Below are 18,237 nucleotides of genomic sequence, written 5' to 3'. Positions count from 1 at the left end.
TCGAGCTGCCTTGCCACAGCATGGTGAGCGCCCCTTCCCGTCAGTTTCCAACCCTGACGGCTATTAGCGTTTTTGAATACAATATTCAATATGGTGAGGATCTGAATATTCAGGAATAAGATCCCATCAGTTGGGAATCTGATCACTCAGGGTGTTAAGTACCTGTGTTGACCCGCAAGGGAGCAGACTCTTAATCAGCGGGTCCCAGGTTCGAGCCCTGGTGCGCCCACCATGACCCTCAAGGACTTAGCGGGAAAAACCGTTTGAGACGGCCGAACTAAAACGGTTTTTCAAACGGTGTTTTTGTCGCCCAGGCAACGATCCGGCTCTCGACATTGTGAACTGCTCTCGGCCAAGGCGGGCTGGAGGTCCGCCGGATAGAACCGCTCCCTGTGGAACAGGAGGTCGGTGGTTCGAGCCCACCCAACTGTACCAGATAAATCAAGCAGTTAGCGAAATTACCGAAGCTTTGGATTCCCTCGTAGCTACCGCAGGCAGGCCGAGATCACTAGCGACAGATGCGCGCCACCGAGTAGCTCGTCTCAATCCTCGAAAAGAATTCGGGTCGCCCATCTATCCACTGTCCTGAAATCGGAACGTCGTTCTTTCGTCAGTGCCATCGTATGTTTCCTGACGATTGAATCCGCACTCGATAATTCGTTCCGTTTGAGACCAACGAAGATCCCGGCACAGCACTGACGAGGGACAAATCGGGAGTCAGCCCCGCTTCACTTTAATCTGCAGGTAAACCAATCGACTTCTCGAGCCGCCGGGCCGTTCTGAAGTCGTCGAGATGATCGACGCTTGGCGCACGGCTCTTCTTTGGCCGCGCATATATCCGCCCCATCGCTCTTTGAAGGCGCTTCAACGCGGCGCCCCACGACAAGCACGCGAGATCCGAAGCGGGCCGCACAGGCCGATAGAAAACAAGAAGCTCGAAGAGGGTTGAGGACACTTTCCCGCTCCTGATCCGGTCAGTGAAACGCAACCAAAGCCGTCGAGGGATTAGGCCGTTGTGGCGGCAGCCGCACGGCCCGCAAACCAAGCCAGGCCTCACCCGGTTTTCGGCGCGGTGGCGTCATTTTTCTCCCCCTTCGCACGACAAGCTCGCGCGTTTGGGTTGGTCGCCGTTCCTAGCTGGACAGCGGATCTGCGATGCTTTCCAGCGACTTCCCCTCCGCGTCGATTCCCAGCACCAACTCGGTCGCGGCGGCGGCCAGGAGCAGGGCAGCGGCCAATGCGTATCCGGCGCTCACCCGCCAGGCCGAACCTGACGCGATCAGCCAGCCGAACAGAAGCGGCGACGTGCTGCCGCCGATGGCGGTGCCGAGCGCATAGAAGCATGCAATCGCCAGCGCGCGCGTCTCAAGCGGAAATATCTCGCTTGCGGTCAGATAGGCCGAACTCGCGGCCGCCGAGGCGAAGAAGAAGATTGAGAACCAGGCGATCGTCTGCGTGAGCGGCGTGAGGAATCCGGCAGCGAACAGGTACGCGGTGGCCAGGAGCAGCAGCCCGCTGGCCGCGAACGTGCCCGCGATCATCACCTTCCGGCCTACCGTGTCGAACAGTGGTCCGAGAAACAGCGGTCCGCAGAAGTTGCCGAGTGCGAGCGGGAGAAGATACAGGCCGACGCGCCCGCTCGGCACCTTGTAGAAATGAGACAGCACCAGGCCGAAGGTGAAGAATACGGAGTTGTAGAGAAACGACTGGGCGACCATCAGCACCAGCGCGAGAATGCTCCGCTTGCGGTATTGTCCGGCCATCGACGACAGGATCAGTCCGATCCCGAAGACCTTCTTGGGATGGACCTCGATGGTTTCCGTTGGCATCGGCGGATGCTGTCCCGTCGCCGTCTCGACGTCCTTCTCGATGTCGCCGACCGTCTTCTCGGCGAGTTCGTTTTGTCCATGCGTTACCAGCCATCTCGGGCTCTCAGGCACGAAGCGCCGGAGCAGCAGGATGCCGAGGCCGAGCACGGCTCCGATACCGAAGCCCAGCCGCCAACCGACATCCGGCGCGAAAAGGCGATGATCGAGCAGGAACGGGGCGGCGAGCGCGCCACCGGCCGCGCCAAGCCAGAAGCTGCCGTTGACGAGGAGGTCGACGCGGCCGCGGTATTTTGCCGGAATGAGCTCGTCGATCGCCGAATTCACCGCGGCGTACTCGCCGCCGATGCCGAGCCCGGTGATCATCCGGAAGACTGCAAAGCTCCAGAAATCCCAGGCGAATGCGCTGAGCAGCACGCCGGTCAGGTAGACGATCAAGGTGACGTAGAACACCAGCCGGCGGCCATGCCGATCCGTGATCCAGCCGAAGACCAGCGCGCCCACCACCGCACCCACGACGTAGAAGGAAGCGATCGCGCCGAGGTTTGCGCTGCTGAGGTGCAGGGTGTCGGCGCTCTGCAGAGCCGGCCCCAGCGAACCCACGATGGTGACCTCCAGCCCGTCGAGGATCCACGTAATGCCGAGCCCGATGACGACCAGCAGGTGGAACCGGCTCCAGGGGAGCCGGTCGAGGCGAAACGGGATGTTGGTCCGGATCATGGCCGGAGATTGCAGCGTGTGGGTCATCCGGATCACCTTCGGTCGCGGTTCGGGTCGACAGCCGAAACGGAAGGCAACCGGCTGACAACGCGTTGGCCCGGCGGAGGTTCGAAGCCGTATGCGGGACCTGGATGTCGGTATCAGGGCGACCTCTTTGAACCTTTTTAACTGTCGGGCGCCATCACTATCCCGTCCTTGGAATGGAGCAGCGAGATGCAGGATTTGGAACAAAAAGTCAGAGAGCACGCCTACCACATGTGGATGGAAGCGGGTTGTCCGGATGGCAGGGCCGACGCGTTCTGGCTCGAAGCGCAGCGCGATGTCCTGGCCGCATCACTGGGAGACGTCGCCTGCGTAACTGCCGTCGAAAAGAAGCCGGCACGCAAGTCCAAGGCAACGTCTCCGAAGAAGCGCCGAGCCGCCTGACAGTTTCCGCGAGGCGCCTTCGGGTCGCTTACGGCCGGTCCGCGAGCATCACGAGGTGACTGAAATCGTTCGCGGCCTGGCCAACAAGGACGGCGCCGAGATCGTCGCGTCCCGCGCCGACGATTCGTTCTCTTCGATCGACGATCTTTGGCGCCGGTCCGACGTTCCGGTCGCTTCGCTGGTCAACTGGCCGAGGCCGACGCCATGAACGAAAGTGGCTCGGCCGGAAGCCCTCTGGGCGCTGAAGGCGCTCCGCGACGAACCGCTGGAACTGTTCGCCGCGGCCTCGCGGCGCGAGGCCCGGACCGTCGAGGAGGTCCGGGAGCCGGCGGTGACGCTGCGCCCGATGATGTCCAGCACTGAGGTCGTCGAAGACTACTGGCATGTCGGCCTCACACTTCGGCAGCACCCGGGCTAGCTTCCTGCGTCCCGATCTCGCAAGCCGCCGGATCGTCACGTGTCACGAGGCGATGAACGCTGCGACGGAAAACGGATGACCACGCGGGCCTGGTGCTGGTGCGTCAGAAACCGGGGTCCGCCAAGGGCGTCATGTTCATCACCATCGAGGACGAGACCGGCGTCGCCAACCTGGTGATCTGGCCATCGCTCTATGAGCGCCAGCGCCGCATCATCTTGCAGCCGGCATGATCAGCGTAAAGGGTCGTATCCAGCGCGAGGGCGAGGTCGTGCATCTCGTCGCCAACCATCTCACCGATCTCTCCTCTGAACTTGCCGGGGTCGGTGACCGAGACGACGGCTTCCCGCTGCCGCACGGACGCGGCGACAAATTCCACAACGGCAGTCCCGGCATCGATCCGCGGAGCCTGCCGCCGAAGCCGCGCGACATCTACGTACCCGACCTGCATATCGACTCGATCAAGGTGAAGACGCGGGATTTCCAATAGTTGTCCGGCGCGGGCCGAACTTCGTTCGATACCGAAGTGCCGTGATGTTTGGGACGCGCTATCCTAAGCTTGCGGCACCGGTCGGAAAATCCATTCACGCCACATCGCCAGGAAAGCTGCCATGATGACCGGGCCAACGAACAATCCGATCAGGCCGAACGCGGCCAAGCCGCCGAAGATCCCGACGAAGGCGAGCAGGAAGGGCAGTCTTGCGGAGCCGCTGACCAAGGTCGGCCACACAAAGTGGTCGCCTGCGAGCATGACGATCGAACCCCAGACGAATACCACCGCCGCGGAGAATCCACTGCCGCCCGTCGATATCGTTACGATCGCCGCCACGGTGAACGCCACCCACGCGCCGAACGGGATCATGGCGAACGCGGTCGTAAGGATCAGAAAGGTCAGCGCGTTAGGAACGCCGGCCACGAAATAGACGAGGCCGATTGCGACGCCCTCGCCGACGGCGACCAGCACTGTCCCGTTCACGGTCGCCCGCGTCGCGTCCACCATTTTTTCGACGAGGCCCTCTCCAGCTTCGCCAAAGAGACGATCGCAGGTTTCCAGCACGCGGCTGGCCACCGCGCGTCCATGCCGCAGTAGCGCGAACAAAGCCAATAGCGAGAAGAACAACATGAATAGGCGATGGATGAGCTGACCGCCGAACGTCGTGAAGAGATCGGACACGTTCTCCGCGTTGAGCGACTTCAGCCAGGCCGAGGCCGCTTTCGGGTCCGACAGATTGGCACGCCACCATTGCTGCGTGCTTTCGGCGGCGATAGGCAGGCGGGCGACCCAGTCCGGCACCTCGATCCCTCCCTCGCGCGCGCGCTTGAACCAGTCGAGGAGCATGTCGCTCTGCTCTGCGATCGTATAGACCGCAAGCGATATCGGCGTGACCAGGATCAGCGCGACGAGCACAGTGAACACGAACGCTGCCGTCGCTGACGGACCGTCCATGAACCGCGTCGCAAACTTCAGATACACGGGCCATAATGATACGGCGAGTACGGTCGCCCACATCAATGGCGGCAAAAAGCTGGAGGCCGTCCACAACGCAAGCGCTACCAGGACCAGGGCGAACACGACCCGGGCGTTTGTGCGTGCACTCGCGCCAAGCGGAAGCGGCTTCTGCGCCGCCGTCCTGGCCGCCGCCAGACGTGGTTTGCCCCCCGTTGGTTGCTTTGCGCCCTCTTTTGCTTTTGTTTCCATGATGGCGCCGCGAGAAAGACCGCTATCGCGGTTCGGCTGCGGACGGACGGTCGACCGACGCGGCCCGAGCTGTCATCAACGCACGTCGGCGGATGCGAACAACAGGGATTTTGCCGGCGACGGAGTCTGGATTTCCGATGCGTCTGCTGCGCCAGGCGGCCGCTTCGGCCTCTAAGCTCGGGGATTCGGCGGATTCCGGAGCTCGGTCGTCAGTGCGCATTTCATTCCTTTTTCCTGGCCCGCGTGCATAAAACTGCCGGAGCGGAGCTATGTTCCACCTCCGGAACGCCAGGCGATCGTTGCGGTTAACCGTCTGGAGACCTTCCGTATGCCCTTGAGACCGTCGATCAAATGGTCAGTGCTGCTCACGTTGAAGCTGACCGCAGCACCGGCGCCTGCGGCGGCGACCTTGCCCCTAGACCGGCAGCGCCCATGAGCCGAGAATCGAAGCTGCCGAAGCGCCTTCAGCCTATGCTGGCTACGCTCACGGATGCCCCCTTTGACGATCCCGATTGGATATTCGAAGACAAGTATGACGGCTTCCGGATGGTCTCGGAGATCCGCGGCGGCAAGGTCGCGCTCTATAGCCGCAACGGAAAGATCATCAGTCATTCCTACGTGGAGGTCGCGAGAGCGCTTGAAGGCGTGAAGGCCGACGCGGTCATCGACGGCGAGCTCGTCGCCATCGGCAAGGACGGCGTCTCGCATTTCCAACTGCTGCAGAACGCGCTACGCCATGAAGCCAAGCTCCTGTATTGCGCGTTCGACCTCATGTACGCGGACGGCGAGGATCTGCGAAAGCTGCCGTTGCTCGAGCGGAAGAAACGGCTCAAGGCCGTCCTGCCGCACCACAAGCTGATCGCGTTCAGCGCGCACCGCATAGGCAACGGAAAGAAGTTTTTCGCCGAAGCCGAACGCAGGCATCTCGAAGGCATCATGGCCAAGCGCGCTGACAGCCCGTACGCCTCTGGCAGCCGGACCGCCGACTGGCTGAAGGTGAAGACCGCCCAGCGGCAGGAGGTCGTGATCGCGGGCTTCACCGCTCCGCGTCGCACTCGGCCATTCTTCGGCGCGTTGACTTTGGCGGTGCGCGAAGAAAATGCATGGAGATACATCGGGCACGTCGGCACAGGCTTCAGTCACGCAACCCTCGAGGAACTTTACGGGAAGCTCGCAAAGTTGAAAACGTCGAAGTCGCCTTTTCCTATAAAAGTGAAGGACGAAGCCGTAACGACCTGGGTCCGGCCGTCACTTGTCGCCGAGGTGAAGTTTGCGGAATGGACGAGCAAGGGCGAGCTCCGCCAGCCGGTCTATCTCGGGCTTCGTTCCGACAAGAAGCCGGGCGATGTCGTGCGCGAAAGGTCACGGTCGCGAAAATAACGCCGAGGCGACGCCTCGTACTACGTTAGTTGGCCGCGCGTTCGGATGCGGAGGGCCACGGCGGCAGAGGCGGCAAACCGAGAGCCTTGCGCACCGGCCCGAACGACCGCCGATGGGCCGCGCACGCGCCGAGCCGATCAAGCGCCGCATAATGCTCTTTGACCGGATACCCCTTGTGGTCGGCGAACCCATAACCGGGATGGCGCGTGTCGAGCATCCGCATCACCGCGTCGCGCTCGACCTTCGCGAGGATTGACGCGGCGGCGATACTGGCGGACTTGGCGTCGCCTTTTATGATCGCCTGCTGCGGGATGTCGATTTCCTTCAGCCGCTTCGCGTCGATCAGCAGATGTTGCGGCGTCGACGCCAACCCCTGGACCGCACGCTGCATCGCCAAGATCGATGCTGAGGATTTCAGCCTCCGGCCTGACCGCGGCTCGCATCGGTCGATCGATCGACGCAGAGCCCGGGGATTTCGTTGTTGCGGTCAGTGGCTCCTCGAGGTTCACTCAAAGCATTAGTTTCGGCATCGTCAGCGCTCTGCATCGTTCGTTGCCTGGTATTCCCTGCCAGGATCTCATTCAGACCGACGCGTTACTGGATCGCGGCAGTGCAGGCGGGCCGCTGTTCAATCTGCGGGGCGAAGTGATCGGCATTGTTGCCGCCACCACCGTCGAGACCGAATCCGAGCGCGCCTTTGCGATTCCCTCGGATGCCATCGATCGCCTCTACATCAGAATGAATTTAGGCATTCCGCGGGATCGCGGATCTTTTCGAAGTGCGACCGACTTGACTACCGAATGGTGGCTGCTCGATGATCGTGCACCGGGATCAGTAGACCATGGTCGGTGTTTCCAGCAGGTGATCGTTCACAGCAACGACACCGGGGATTGCTTCGGCGGCAATCCGGATCGCCGCGCGCTCTGCGGCGGATGGCGCATATCCCACAGGTCGACGACGCCGTTCTGAACGGTCGCGGTCAGATTGAAGGTGTGTGCCCATGGTTGCTCGCGAAGTTCGCCGAGCAATTTCTTCCTGATGATGGAATCGGTCGGTGATATCTCCAGCTTCGGCCGGGCGCTCGGGACGGCCTGGAGCCGGTTGGCCCGGCTGACGATGCCGAGGAGTTGGCCGGCTTCATCGACGATGGGGACACGCTTGATGTCACGTTTCTCGAGTAGCATCGCAATTTCGTGTAGAGGTGTGTCCGGCGCCGCGGTCACGACCTTACGGGTCATGATGTCCGCGATCCTGACCGCATGGGATTTCACGTAGTCCGACCCCATTTGGGCGTCTCCGAGCAGAAGCCGCAGCCACCACGAATACGGGCGCTCGGTGCCGGCTTCGGTCCGATGCATGAAGTCGCTTTCCGTGACGATCCCGACGAGTTCGCTGTCCCTGCCCACAACGGGAGCGGCGCTGATGCGGTGCCGGAGCAGCAGGGAAGCAATCCGCTGCACCGTTGCGTTGGAGTGCACCGTGATGACGGGTGACACCATGACGTCGCGTGCTTGCATGATCGTGCTCTCTGTAGACGGTAAGATGTCTTATTCTGCGGGATCGCACGCATGCGTGATTTGACCCCGATCAATCGATCTGGCGCCTCCCGGCATTAGAGAGGCTTCGTTGAAGCGGAGGATGTCGAGATGGCGGGAATTCCACAGAACGCGCTCGTGCTTGTGGGAGACGGGCGCAAGGCGTTGATGCTTCGCAACGAAGGCGACGAACGGTTCCCCAACCTGAAGGCGGAGATTGTCTTCGAAGATCAGAACCCGGCAACGTATCTGCAAGGCACGGACCGCCCGGGACACTTCGTCAAGGGGATCGTCTCCGGTCAACGAGGAGCTGTCGAACCGACGGACTGGCACGAGCTCGAGGAGTATCGGTTCACAAAACGGGTTGCGCGGGCTGCGGAGGAGATTGTCCGGAGCGGAAAGGCCATAGCGCTTGTCATCGTCGCTCCACCGCGCACGCTGGCACAGCTTCGGGCGACACTCGCACCCGACGTGAGACGCTATATCATTGCGGAAATTCCCAAGGATCTGACCAAGCGTCCCGTCGGGGAAATTGAAGAGCATATTATGGACGCGCTTGCGTCGCCTGCACGATAGGCACTGTGCGGCCGACAGTGTTTCAAGAGCGAGTTCAAGCGTAAGTCCGTCTTGTCGTATAGAACAGCCAGATTGCGACAACGGCCAGTAACACTGACATTATCCGCCTGATGAGCATTGTGTTTGCCCGCTTTTCGATGCTTGGCTGGATGGCGTTCGCTGAAATCACGACAGCCGTGTGAATTACAGTCGCTATCGTGACGTATACCGTCAGCAGAACCGCTGTTTGCAGCAGCAACGGACGTGCCTCATCGATGAAAGTCGGAAAAATCGATAGATAGAAAACACCGGCCTTGGGATTGAGTAGATTGGTAATCAAGCCCCTGATGAAGAATTTGGTATTCTCCGCCGCTTCGATTGGCTTGGTGATCACTTGCGGCGCATCGCGCCATCCTTGCCAGGCAAGCCAAAACAGGTAGAGCGCGCCGCCCCAACGAAGGGCTTCGTAAAGCGGGGTGGAGGCAGCGACGATAGCTGCAAGGCCGAGCGACGATGCGATTCCAACTCCTAACAGGCCGAAAGCGACACCGGCTGTTGCGGCAAGACCGGCCCTACGACCAGCCGACGCGGCCAGCACCGCGAGATAGCCCATGTTAGGCCCCGGTGTCAGTTCGATGAGCGTGACCGTTAGTGCGAAAGCAAATAGAGAGTTTTCGCTCATAGCTCGATTCGTGCGCTCCCAATGCAAGGTTACCTAGCTATCGGTCTAACGGCTTGATCTGGGTCAAATATTCCCTGGTATGCCGCCGCTCCTCCGATCGCGAGTTAACATGGATGCGGCGCGTTGCCGGTAGGCACCGCAACAGCCGCGAGCTTCTGCGAGTAGCTTCCGACGTGGCCATTCAGGCGACGACCTCACCCTCGACGGCGATCGCCATATGAGCTGAGAGTCGCCTAATGGTCCTGCGGCGAAACCAGCGGCTAGAAAAACTGCACGGCTTCGTTGATCCAGGTCAGTCTGGCCCGTCGTGTTTTGACCGATGCTGGCAGATCATCGCGTACACGAAGCTCCGGGAGTTTGCCATGTTGGCTTTAGATGTAATGCGCACTTCTTTCGCGACAATCAAACCGGGCGCGCCATTGCTCGATGCTGTCCGTTCGCTGTTGGAAACTGGCCAGCGCGCCTTGCCTGTGCTCGAAGGCTCGGGGGCGCTGGTCGGTGTTATCTCAGAAGGTGACTTCCTGCACCGTCGCGAACTCGGCGTGCATTGGCCAGAGGGATTCTGGCTCGAATGGATGCTGAGCAGAGAGGAAGGGCGGCTGCTCCGCGAGCGGACTCGGGCCCTGAGCGTCGATGCTGTGATGAGCCACAAGCCCGTTTGCGTCGACGAATGCGCGACCGTGGACGAGATCGTCGCCGAAATGGACAAGCATCAGATATCGCAAGTCATGGTTCTCCGGGATGCGCGGGTCGTTGGCATCGTTGGCCGCGTGCAGCTGATCATCGCGCTTGAGCGAATACTCGCGCGATCCGAGGGCGACTGACGCGGAAGCCACGGCAGGCAATTGTAGAGCGTGCGATTGATCCGAGCGCGCCTCTGATCGAGTGCAATAACAGCGAGAAGGTCGGCTCAATTCCGCGCCTCACCATCAAAGAAAGCTATCGCTGAATTGACTTTGCTCAAGGAATCCGTGCAATCGATCGCGGATAGTAGGCGATAGCCATCGAATGCTGACGAGGTTCGCCATGACTGACCGAATGAAGTTGCCGGCCGTCGAGCAACCTGTGAAATCTGGATCGGATATTGGTTGCGCGAAGCCGGTCGATCGCCGCTGGCTACTGGATGCGTTGGAAGACGACGAGGTTCGGGAGGCGCTGAAGCACGATGCGGCGCTCACATCCTCCGAGGCGGACGGCATGCCGACGCATGGCTGACGATCTGCCATCGATTCGTCCGAGCACGAAATTGGCTCACCGTGTCGACAGGGCTGCGGTACTTCCGGGTGGGCAGCCCAAGGGCGCCGAAGAGGACAGCCGCGCGCCTGGCGTTCCGCGCAGCATCCTGCAATCGCCAAGCTATCGGGAGGCGGATCAGGACGAAGATTTCCTGCAGAGTGAAGCCACGCGCGGCGTTCGCCTCCAACTCGATTTCCTCAAGACGGAGACCCTGCTCCGGGAGCATCAGATCGCTCATACGATCGTTGTCTTTGGCAGCACTCGCATTTGCGAAGCAAAGGCGGCGCGCCGGGCCGTCGCCTCGATAGCTGATGCGCTCGCGCTGAATCCCGACGATGACGGCTTGCAGCGCCGTCTCAAGACGGCACGGAGCCTTGCGGCGAAGAGCAATTATTACGGAATCGCGCGCGAGTTCGGACAAATCGTCGGTGTCTCAAGTGAAAAGGCCATCGGCGGCCGCCTCATGATCATGACAGGCGGCGGCCCGGGCATCATGGAAGCCGCCAACCGGGGGCGCACGATGTCGGGGCCCAGTCGATTGGACTGAACATCACCTTGCCGAAGGAGCAGTGCCCTAACCCGTATGTCACGCCCGAGCTCTGCTTCAGGTTTCACTATTTTGCGATGCGAAAGTTGCATCTCCTGATGCGTGCGCGGGCGCTGGTGGCATTCCCGGGTGGCTTTGGAACGATGGACGAGCTGTTCGAAGTGTTGTCGTTGGCGCAAACCCGAAAGATTGCGCCGGTGCCGGTCGTGCTGGTTGGCGAGTCGTATTGGCGTCGCGCGTTTGATCCGGACTTCCTTGTCGAGGAGGGGGTCATCGATCCGGAAGACAGGAAACTGTTTTGGTTTGCAGAGACCGCCGAGGAAGCCTGGCAGGGTATCCTGCGGTGGTACGAGGTAGCTGGCCAGCCGCTGCTTCCGGTTGGAGAAGTCGCCTCACGGGGCAAGTCGATCAGTCAAGAGGTCGGATCGTGAAGTTATCGTTTCATGGCGCCCATCGAGCGGTGACCGGATCCTGTCACCTGGTCGAATGCCTGAACCGACGCATTCTGATCGATTGCGGTCTTTTTCAGGGAGGCCTCGACCTGGTGGAAGACAATATTGCCGCCTTCGGGTTCGACCCAGCAACCATCGACTATGTGCTCCTGACCCATGCTCATCTCGATCACTGCGGCAGGATTCCATTGCTCGCCAAGCGAGGGTTCAGGGGTGAAGTGATCACGACTGCGGCCAGTCGCGAGCTGGCTCGCCTCGTGCTTGTCGACGCCGCGCATCTCCAGGAAGAAGACGCGCAGCGGAGAGCCCGTCAACGGCGCAGGCGCGGCGAAGAGGATATGCCGTCGCCGCTCTACACTGTCGTCGATGCACTCGATTGCTTCGACCGGTTTGGAAGGACGGCTGAATATGGACGACCGCTGCAACTCGCGGAGGGACTCCGAGCGACTTTCTTCGATGCCGGCCATATCCTGGGCTCTGCGAGCATCCTGATCGAGGCTGCCGAGCATGGCCGCGCGCGTTCGGTCTTGTTCTCGGGCGATCTTGGCAATGCCGATCGCCCCCTGCTGCGCACCCCCAGTCCCCCCGCTCGCGCCGATATTGTCGTCATGGAATCGACGTATGGAGACAGGCGCCATCGATCGCTGAACGACTCCATCGAGGAGCTTTACGGCGCGATCAGCAGCACGCTGGCGCGTGGCGGTAACGTCATCATCCCGACTTTCGCGCTCGAGCGCGCCCAGGAGATCCTCAATGTGCTGCGCCAGGGGATGGAGCGCAGCAGGCTGCCACCGGCGATGCAAATCTTTCTGGATTCGCCGATGGCGATCTCGGCGACCGAGATATTCAAGCGGCATTCCGAATGTCTCAGCTCCGAGGCCGCTTCCATGTTTCGGGATGGGCGGGATCCACTGCAACCGGCAAACCTGCATCTGGTCCGCGAGAGCGCCGATTCAGTCGCCATCAACAGGGTAACCGGCGGTGCCGTCATCATGGCCGGGTCCGGCATGTGCACCGGCGGCAGAATTCGCCATCATCTCCGGCACAATATCTGGCGCAAGGAATCGGCGGTCGTATTTGTCGGATACGCCGCCTCGGGAACGATTGCGCGACAGATCATCGATGGGGCCAAGTCCGTGCGGCTGTTCGGCGAAGACATTGCGGTGCGCAGCACGATCTACACGATAAACGGATTTTCGGCTCATGCGGACCAGCAGGAGCTGCTCGCATGGCGAAGCGCGATCGAGGGATGCGAGGCAACGTTCCTGGTCCACGGCGAAGAGCCCGCAATGCAGGCGCTCGCAACGCTTTTGCCGGGCCAGCGGGTCGAGCTGCCGCGTCTGGGTGACGTGTTCGATCTCTAGGCGGCCCGCGATTAGTTTCTGATGGTTGGACGTGTTGATCTGAGGCAAGCGGCAAACTAGGCGCGGTTTGATCTGGCGCAATGTCACGCGTGATCGCTGCGTTACAAAGTGCGGGTCCTTGCAGGCCGAACGCGCAGGTCCTTCAGAGAGGCCAGTTCGTGTTGCCGGGCTGCTGGGATGAAGGGCGGCGTTCGCCGGTGCATCCCCGTCGGTAAAGCCGCCCTTTTCCTGGACCGTTCCAATCTCGAAGACCGAGGGTCGCATGCAAAAGGACTATGCCGACGTCTGCAAGCACATCTCCAGCAATCTGGACCAGCTCCGCAAGGGCATTCCGGAGACCATGCGAGCGTTCTCGGCGATGGCGCAGGCGGCAACCAGAAATGGCGCGCTTGATGCACGAACAAAGGAATTGATCGCGCTCGCGCTGGGCGTTGCCGCTCATTGCGACGGCTGCATCGGCTTCCACGCCGAGGCCCTGGTCAAGTTTGGGGTCAGCCGCAAGGAGATCGAGGAGGCGCTCGCAATTGCGGTCTACATGGGCGGTGGGCCGTCCTTGATGTATGCCGCTGACGCTCTGGGGGCGTACGACCAGTTTCAGGAGCGCGCGAGGGTTGCCGAGCCGGCGATGGACTGATCCCGATCGAGGCCATGCGCGGCGAGGCGGTTGGCGAACTACCGGAAGGGACCGGAGCCGTCGTACTTCGATAGCCCGGAGAGTTGCACGATGTGCTCTGGAAATGCCAAGCAGCGGCCGTCGCAGCAACACAGGACCGAAGCGCAGCCCCCACGTCAGGCGGCGAAGGATGCTGTTGAGGTCGCGCAGAAGAAGCCGCGTGCCGGAAAGCCTCAGGACGACACTTCATATTGGGCGTGCCGCGCCGAGCGGACGAAGCGCCCCGTTGCACGACATCAGGACCAGGCGACCGGCGATCACTTCGCGGCCGGATATGAGGCGCTCGCGTGCTCGGCTCGCAGCGTCCGGCGGGGTCCAGATTAGGCAGGCGACCGACGTCTGACAAGCAGGGACGCAGCCACCCGCCGCTTGCGAGATGTCGCGAGCTATCTCGAACGGCACAGTGTCAATTGCCAGACCGGCTGTGTCCGCCCGGTCTGGCGCTCGTTGGTGGTCTGCACCGTGTGAATTGATCACGATCAAGAGCCGTGAGCCGGAATGCGTTCAAAATGAAGCTGTATCAAAGGAGGCACATCGCCATGACACGCAACGTCGGACTCATTGATCAGTACGCCCGGATCATCATCGGCCTGGCTGTGATCGCATATACGCTCAAGGACGGCTCGCTTGGAGCGGGGTGGCTGGTTGCCGGCACGCTCGGATTCGTTCTGATCGCGACAGCATTCTTTTCGTACTGTCCGCTCTACACATTGCTGGGAATCAACACTCGGCAGAAGTCCAGCTCGATCTAGAGATAGCGCATGAATAAAGACCTGACCTTTGCCGAGTTGCGATCGCGGCTCGATCGTCTCGGCGCTGGCGCTGTGTTGAGAATCTCCGATCATGATTATGAGCGGTTGTTTGGGATCAACGAGGTCGCTGCCGCCAAGTCCGCACAATTTGCCAAGAAGCACCATTGCGTGAGCGTTCCGGGAGACGGCTCGGTGTACTTCCGAAAATCGAACTCCGATGCGTATCGTTCGGTCGAATTGGTGCAGGACGCGCCCCCGATGTCCCGCTGAGCCCGCAATCCGTTCAACGAACTTTCAGTCGAGAGTGACGATAGTCAGAAGCAGCTGGAAGATCTGCCAGCCGGCGGCGACCAGCAATGCTCCAACGATCAGCAAACGGCCGTACCATGAGACGGTCTGGCCGTTTCGACGCTGGCGGCGTCGGATCAGCTGGTTGAATGTTGGGGCCGGTGTAGAGGCTGTAGCGGCCCGAGCATTGCTATCGCTCGTGTCGTCAAGTCTCTGTGCGTTCCGTTGCCGTGATCGATCCATTTGTGGTCAAAGCCATTTGTCATACCAGTGCAAGGATCGCTCTTGGGAGGAAGAATGGCCTTGATGCGGATCAACTCTGATCCGCGCTCCCGCTAATGGGTCGTGTCTGTGGGTCATCCATTCAGTGCGGCATCGCTGGCGGGATGCTGTCGCGCCAGCATAGCGCGATTTGGCTGTGCCGCGGCTGGGAGCGCAAGATGCTTTCCAGCCTCGGCCATGGCGAGGTAGCTGATCGTTATCAAAGCAATCGTGCCGAGGAGCAGAGGCGGCAGGTCCGCGAAACCGAACAAGGAACCGAACGGTCCCAGCGCCAGGAAGATGCCGAAAGCAAGTGCGCCCAGCGAGCCCAACGCCAGGATGCGATGCGGGCGGCTGGCGCGCCATGGCGGCCGCCGCGTGCGGATCAGAAAAATCACGAGGATCTGGGTAGCAATGGATTCCAGGAACCAGCCGGTTTGGAATGCGGCCGCGTCGGTGTGGAAGACCTTCAGGAGAATGGTGAAAGTCGCAACGTCGAACAGCGATGAAATCGAGCCCATGACGAAGGTGAACCGCAGGATATCCGCCATATTCCATGATTGGGGTCTCTCGGCATCCTCCTCGTCGATTTCATCGAATGGAATGCCGATCTCGGAGAGATCGTAGAGCAGGTTGTTCAGGAGGATCTGCAGCGGCAACAGCGGCAGGAACGGCAGGGCAATGGATGCCAGCGCCATCGATAGCATGTTGCCGAAATTCGAGCTGGTTCCCATGCGCACATATTTGGAGATGTTTGCGAACGTTCGCCGTCCCTCAATCACGCCTGCACCCAGCACCGAGAGGTCAGGAGCCAGCAGGATCATGTCCGCGGCGGCGCGTGCCACTTCAGTCGCGCCGGCGACAGAAATTCCGACATGGGCTGCGTGAATCGCCGGAGCGTCGTTGACGCCGTCGCCCATGAAGCCGACGACGTGACCGCGTTGACGCAAGGCCCGGATAATCCGTCTCTTCTGCTCGGGATCGATCCTGGCAAACAAGTCGACATCCTCGACCTGCGCGGCGAGCGCCTGATCGCTCAAATCGGCGATCTCGCCGCCGGTCAGGATGCGACCGGAGGGGAGACCGACGGCATCCGCGACATGCGCGACCACCGCAGCGTGGTCTCCCGAGAGCACCTTGATGCCGACGCCGCGTGCCCTCAGATCCCGGACCGAGTCGGCCGCATCGCGCTTGGGAGGGTCCGCGAAGGCGCAGAAACCGACCACCGTCAGGACAGCTTCGTCCTCGGTCGTGACATTGACGCGGTCCGGCGGCATGGTTCGGATAGCGACGCCGAGCAGCCGAAAGCCCTGCCGGGCATGGTCATCCTCCAGACGAACGAGCTGAGCACGGTGGCTATCATCCAGCGGTCGGGCCAAGCCATCGACCTCGACCGCGACCGCGCGGGCCACGATCGCTTCCGGCGCGCCCTTGACGATCAGAAATCGGTGGTTGTCTCGCGCCGCAAGGACCGAGAGGCAGCGCCGCTCGTAGTCAAAGGGAATCTCGGCGAGCCGGGTCCAGGCGCTGCTTCCCGGCGGGCTGTCTGCGGCAAGTAACGCCTCATCCAGCGGGCTGTGGATGCCGATCTGGAACGCGCTGTTCAATCGGGCCAGCTCGAGCACCCGATCGCTGGGGCGTCCCGCAGGATCCAGATGTGCCGCGAGCGTGATCTTGGCTTCGGTCAGCGTGCCGGTCTTGTCGACGCATAGCGTATCCATCGCACCGAGATCGTGGATCGCGGACAGTCTCTTGACGATCACGTGCCGCTTCGCCATCCGCTGCGCCCCGCGCGCCAACGTCACGGTCATCACCATCGGCAAGAGCTCGGGTGTCAGGCCGACGGCCAGCGCGACGGCAAACAGGAATGATTCCACGGCCGGCCGATGCGCCACGAGGTGGGCGAGCAGCACGAACAGCGTCAAGAAAAGCGTCAGCTTGAGAATGAGCAGGCCAAGCTTCTGGACGCCCTGCTCGAGGGCGCTTGGGGGATCGTTCGCCAACAGCTCGGCGCTGATCATGCCGAAGCGCGTACGACGCCCGGTCTCGACGACGAGCATTACCCCGCTACCGCCAACGACGCTGGTGCCGGCGAACAGGGCATTGCTCGCTTCCGCAGGCAGATTGGTAGCACATGGCTCGGTGGTCTTGGCGGCCGGAAACGGTTCACCGGTCATGAGGGCCTCGTTCAGCTGGAAATCGCGGGCCATAAGCGCGACCCCGTCGGCTGGTACGAGGTCACCGGTCCGCAGCTCCACGACGTCTCCGGGGACGAGCTCGCTCACCGGCAACGCGACGATTGCGCCGTCGCGAATGACATCGGCCTGGATGGCAACCGAGCGCCGCAACGCTTCGGCGGCGACCTCCGCGCGGTGCTCCTGCACGATATCCAGCGTCAGTGACAGGCCCACCACGAGCGTGATGATCACAAAGCTCGCGAGGTCGCCGCTGAACCCCGACACGGCTGCCGCCACGATCAGGATGGCAATCAGCGGATTGACCAAACGATGTACGATCTTCTGCAGGATCGATCGCGTGCCCGATGGCTCTGCGAGGTTCGGGCCGATCAGGGCGAGCCGCTTTTCGGCCTCCTGTTGGCGCAGACCGCACCGTTCGGTGTCGAGACTGCGCAAGAGCGAATTGGTTGGCTCCCGCCAGAACGCTTCAACGGCTGGGCCATACGCAGACGGCTTGAGCGGCATGAGGATCTCGCGGTACTGGAAGGATTGGCAACGCAACCTAGTGCGGCCGGTTGGGTCCGGGATTGATGTGGCTCAAGCCGGCCCGGCCAAGACACGCATTGCCGGTAATCCATTGGCTAAGTATTGAAACTCGCGATTCGATGGAGGCGAAGCCAGAATCTGGCAGCACGCTCGCGCCTTGACCGTCCCGGAGTGCCCTTTGTCGTTTCTGGCCTGTTTTCGACCGCAATGGCTCGAATTACTTGGCAGGGCGGTCTCAGTGGGGCGGAATTGCTGACGTTTGTCCGACAGCGAATTCGATAGGGACACCGTAGCTCCACGGTGTACACAGTAACGTATGTTGTTATGCACGTGTCAGTTCGACAAGGTCGTTTTTGGCTCCTGTGGGAGGGGAATGAGCCATGGCTGATTTCGTATTCAGGGCGAACATCGCCCACTACAAGGACCTGCTGGCCACAGAGGCTGACGCACGGAAGATCGAAATGCTTCACAAGCTGCTGGCTGAGGAAGAGGCCAAGCTGGCCGAGTGGCGCAAGCAAAACCCAAAGGCTAAGGCCGCGGAATAAGGACCGGGTCACGATGATGGGCGCGGCACTGGGTGGCCTTATTGGGCGACTGCGGGGCCGGGCCGCTCCCGCCTGCATCGAGGGAGATTGCGTCGCGAGGCGCGACAGAAAATCGCAAGCCGGGTTGATGGAGATCAAGTCCGACACGCCCGGAATCC

Annotated in this window: 18 protein-coding genes, 1 tRNA gene and 2 pseudogenes; 15 read left to right on the top strand and 6 right to left on the bottom strand. The window is 61.4% G+C overall.

The features are described 5' to 3' along the window. Window positions 1-149 precede the first annotated feature (149 nt). Window positions 150-232: transfer RNA gene (locus tag ACVIGA_RS08745), tRNA-Lys, on the top strand. Between the two features lie 901 nt (window positions 233-1,133). Here ACVIGA_RS08745 and ACVIGA_RS08740 read toward each other — a convergent pair. After that, window positions 1,134-2,792: an MFS transporter gene (locus ACVIGA_RS08740; protein WP_456666065.1), complete on the bottom strand. Its 1,659-nt coding sequence runs from the start codon at window positions 2,790-2,792 to the stop codon at window positions 1,134-1,136. Between ACVIGA_RS08740 and ACVIGA_RS08735 the strand changes: the two genes are divergently transcribed. Together ACVIGA_RS08735 and ACVIGA_RS08730 are read left to right on the top strand one after the other, a co-directional pair. Further along, window positions 2,760-2,972: a DUF2934 domain-containing protein gene (locus ACVIGA_RS08735; protein ID WP_456666064.1), complete on the top strand. Its 213-nt coding sequence runs from the start codon at window positions 2,760-2,762 to the stop codon at window positions 2,970-2,972. The genes ACVIGA_RS08740 and ACVIGA_RS08735 overlap by 33 nt on opposite strands. Window positions 2,973-3,036: 64 nt before the next feature. Then, window positions 3,037-3,877, top strand: a pseudogene (locus ACVIGA_RS08730) (OB-fold nucleic acid binding domain-containing protein); the annotation flags it as partial. Between the two features lie 63 nt (window positions 3,878-3,940). On the opposite strand, the gene ACVIGA_RS08725 reads toward ACVIGA_RS08730, so the two are convergent. Further along, window positions 3,941-5,086, bottom strand: a complete 1,146-nt coding sequence (locus ACVIGA_RS08725; protein WP_456666063.1) for an AI-2E family transporter — start codon at window positions 5,084-5,086, stop codon at window positions 3,941-3,943. Between the two features lie 432 nt (window positions 5,087-5,518). Here ACVIGA_RS08725 and ligD point away from each other — a divergent pair, with 432 nt between their 5' ends. Continuing rightward, on the top strand, window positions 5,519-6,466 hold the full coding sequence (ligD, locus tag ACVIGA_RS08720) for a non-homologous end-joining DNA ligase (RefSeq protein WP_456666062.1): 948 nt from the start codon (window positions 5,519-5,521) through the stop codon (window positions 6,464-6,466). A 25-nt stretch (window positions 6,467-6,491) separates the two neighbouring features. On the opposite strand, the pseudogene ACVIGA_RS08715 reads toward ligD, so the two are convergent. Beyond that, a pseudogene (locus tag ACVIGA_RS08715) lies at window positions 6,492-6,872 on the bottom strand (ribonuclease HII); the annotation flags it as partial. Between ACVIGA_RS08715 and ACVIGA_RS08710 the strand changes: the two are divergent. Continuing rightward, entirely contained in the window at window positions 6,872-7,435 is a 564-nt protein-coding gene (locus tag ACVIGA_RS08710; RefSeq protein ID WP_456670768.1) for a S1C family serine protease, read from the top strand. The pseudogene ACVIGA_RS08715 and the gene ACVIGA_RS08710 overlap by 1 nt on opposite strands. On the opposite strand, the gene ACVIGA_RS08705 is transcribed toward ACVIGA_RS08710, so the two are convergent. Then, window positions 7,336-7,926, bottom strand: coding sequence for a CBS domain-containing protein (locus ACVIGA_RS08705; protein ID WP_456666061.1), 591 nt, complete (start codon window positions 7,924-7,926; stop codon window positions 7,336-7,338). The genes ACVIGA_RS08710 and ACVIGA_RS08705 overlap by 100 nt on opposite strands. 186 nt (window positions 7,927-8,112) lie before the next feature. Between ACVIGA_RS08705 and ACVIGA_RS08700 the strand changes: the two genes are divergently transcribed. Beyond that, on the top strand, window positions 8,113-8,577 hold the full coding sequence (locus ACVIGA_RS08700) for a baeRF12 domain-containing protein (RefSeq protein WP_456666060.1): 465 nt from the start codon (window positions 8,113-8,115) through the stop codon (window positions 8,575-8,577). Between the two features lie 34 nt (window positions 8,578-8,611). On the opposite strand, the gene ACVIGA_RS08695 is transcribed toward ACVIGA_RS08700, so the two are convergent. Beyond that, window positions 8,612-9,238 carry a LysE family translocator gene (locus tag ACVIGA_RS08695; protein WP_456666059.1) on the bottom strand — a complete coding sequence of 209 codons (627 nt, stop codon included), beginning with the start codon at window positions 9,236-9,238 and terminating at the stop codon, window positions 8,612-8,614. Window positions 9,239-9,474: 236 nt separating this feature from the next. On the opposite strand from ACVIGA_RS08695, the gene ACVIGA_RS08690 reads away from it, so the two are divergent. The 8 genes from ACVIGA_RS08690 (at window position 9,475) to ACVIGA_RS08655 (ending at window position 14,532) form a co-directional block, all read left to right on the top strand. Continuing rightward, window positions 9,475-10,062, top strand: a complete 588-nt coding sequence (locus ACVIGA_RS08690; protein ID WP_456666058.1) for a CBS domain-containing protein — start codon at window positions 9,475-9,477, stop codon at window positions 10,060-10,062. 202 nt (window positions 10,063-10,264) lie between these two features. Beyond that, window positions 10,265-10,453: a hypothetical protein gene (locus ACVIGA_RS08685; protein WP_456666057.1), complete on the top strand. Its 189-nt coding sequence runs from the start codon at window positions 10,265-10,267 to the stop codon at window positions 10,451-10,453. Continuing rightward, on the top strand, window positions 10,446-11,021 hold the full coding sequence (locus ACVIGA_RS08680) for a hypothetical protein (protein WP_456666056.1): 576 nt from the start codon (window positions 10,446-10,448) through the stop codon (window positions 11,019-11,021). Before ACVIGA_RS08685 ends, ACVIGA_RS08680 begins: the two co-directional genes overlap by 8 nt. 8 nt (window positions 11,022-11,029) lie before the next feature. Then, window positions 11,030-11,452 (top strand): LOG family protein, encoded by a 423-nt coding sequence (locus ACVIGA_RS08675; RefSeq protein WP_456666055.1) that lies wholly within the window; start codon window positions 11,030-11,032, stop codon window positions 11,450-11,452. Continuing rightward, on the top strand, window positions 11,449-12,837 hold the full coding sequence (locus ACVIGA_RS08670) for an MBL fold metallo-hydrolase (RefSeq protein WP_456666054.1): 1,389 nt from the start codon (window positions 11,449-11,451) through the stop codon (window positions 12,835-12,837). Before ACVIGA_RS08675 ends, ACVIGA_RS08670 begins: the two co-directional genes overlap by 4 nt. A gap of 262 nt (window positions 12,838-13,099) precedes the next feature. After that, complete coding sequence (locus ACVIGA_RS08665; RefSeq protein WP_456666053.1) at window positions 13,100-13,471, top strand: carboxymuconolactone decarboxylase family protein; 372 nt, start codon at window positions 13,100-13,102, stop codon at window positions 13,469-13,471. A gap of 578 nt (window positions 13,472-14,049) precedes the next feature. Further along, window positions 14,050-14,262, top strand: a complete 213-nt coding sequence (locus tag ACVIGA_RS08660) for a YgaP family membrane protein (protein WP_249131875.1) — start codon at window positions 14,050-14,052, stop codon at window positions 14,260-14,262. Between the two features lie 9 nt (window positions 14,263-14,271). Beyond that, complete coding sequence (locus ACVIGA_RS08655) at window positions 14,272-14,532, top strand: hypothetical protein (RefSeq protein WP_456666052.1); 261 nt, start codon at window positions 14,272-14,274, stop codon at window positions 14,530-14,532. Window positions 14,533-14,906: 374 nt separating this feature from the next. Here ACVIGA_RS08655 and mgtA read toward each other — a convergent pair whose 3' ends face one another. Further along, window positions 14,907-17,513 carry a magnesium-translocating P-type ATPase gene (mgtA, locus tag ACVIGA_RS08650; RefSeq protein ID WP_456666051.1) on the bottom strand — a complete coding sequence of 869 codons (2,607 nt, stop codon included), beginning with the start codon at window positions 17,511-17,513 and terminating at the stop codon, window positions 14,907-14,909. A gap of 401 nt (window positions 17,514-17,914) precedes the next feature. Between mgtA and ACVIGA_RS08645 the strand changes: the two genes are divergently transcribed. Beyond that, complete coding sequence (locus ACVIGA_RS08645; protein WP_456666050.1) at window positions 17,915-18,079, top strand: hypothetical protein; 165 nt, start codon at window positions 17,915-17,917, stop codon at window positions 18,077-18,079. Window positions 18,080-18,237 lie beyond the last annotated feature (158 nt).

The organism is Bradyrhizobium sp. USDA 3240 (assembly GCF_054063295.1).
This window is presented reverse-complemented; position numbering and strand designations above follow the sequence as displayed.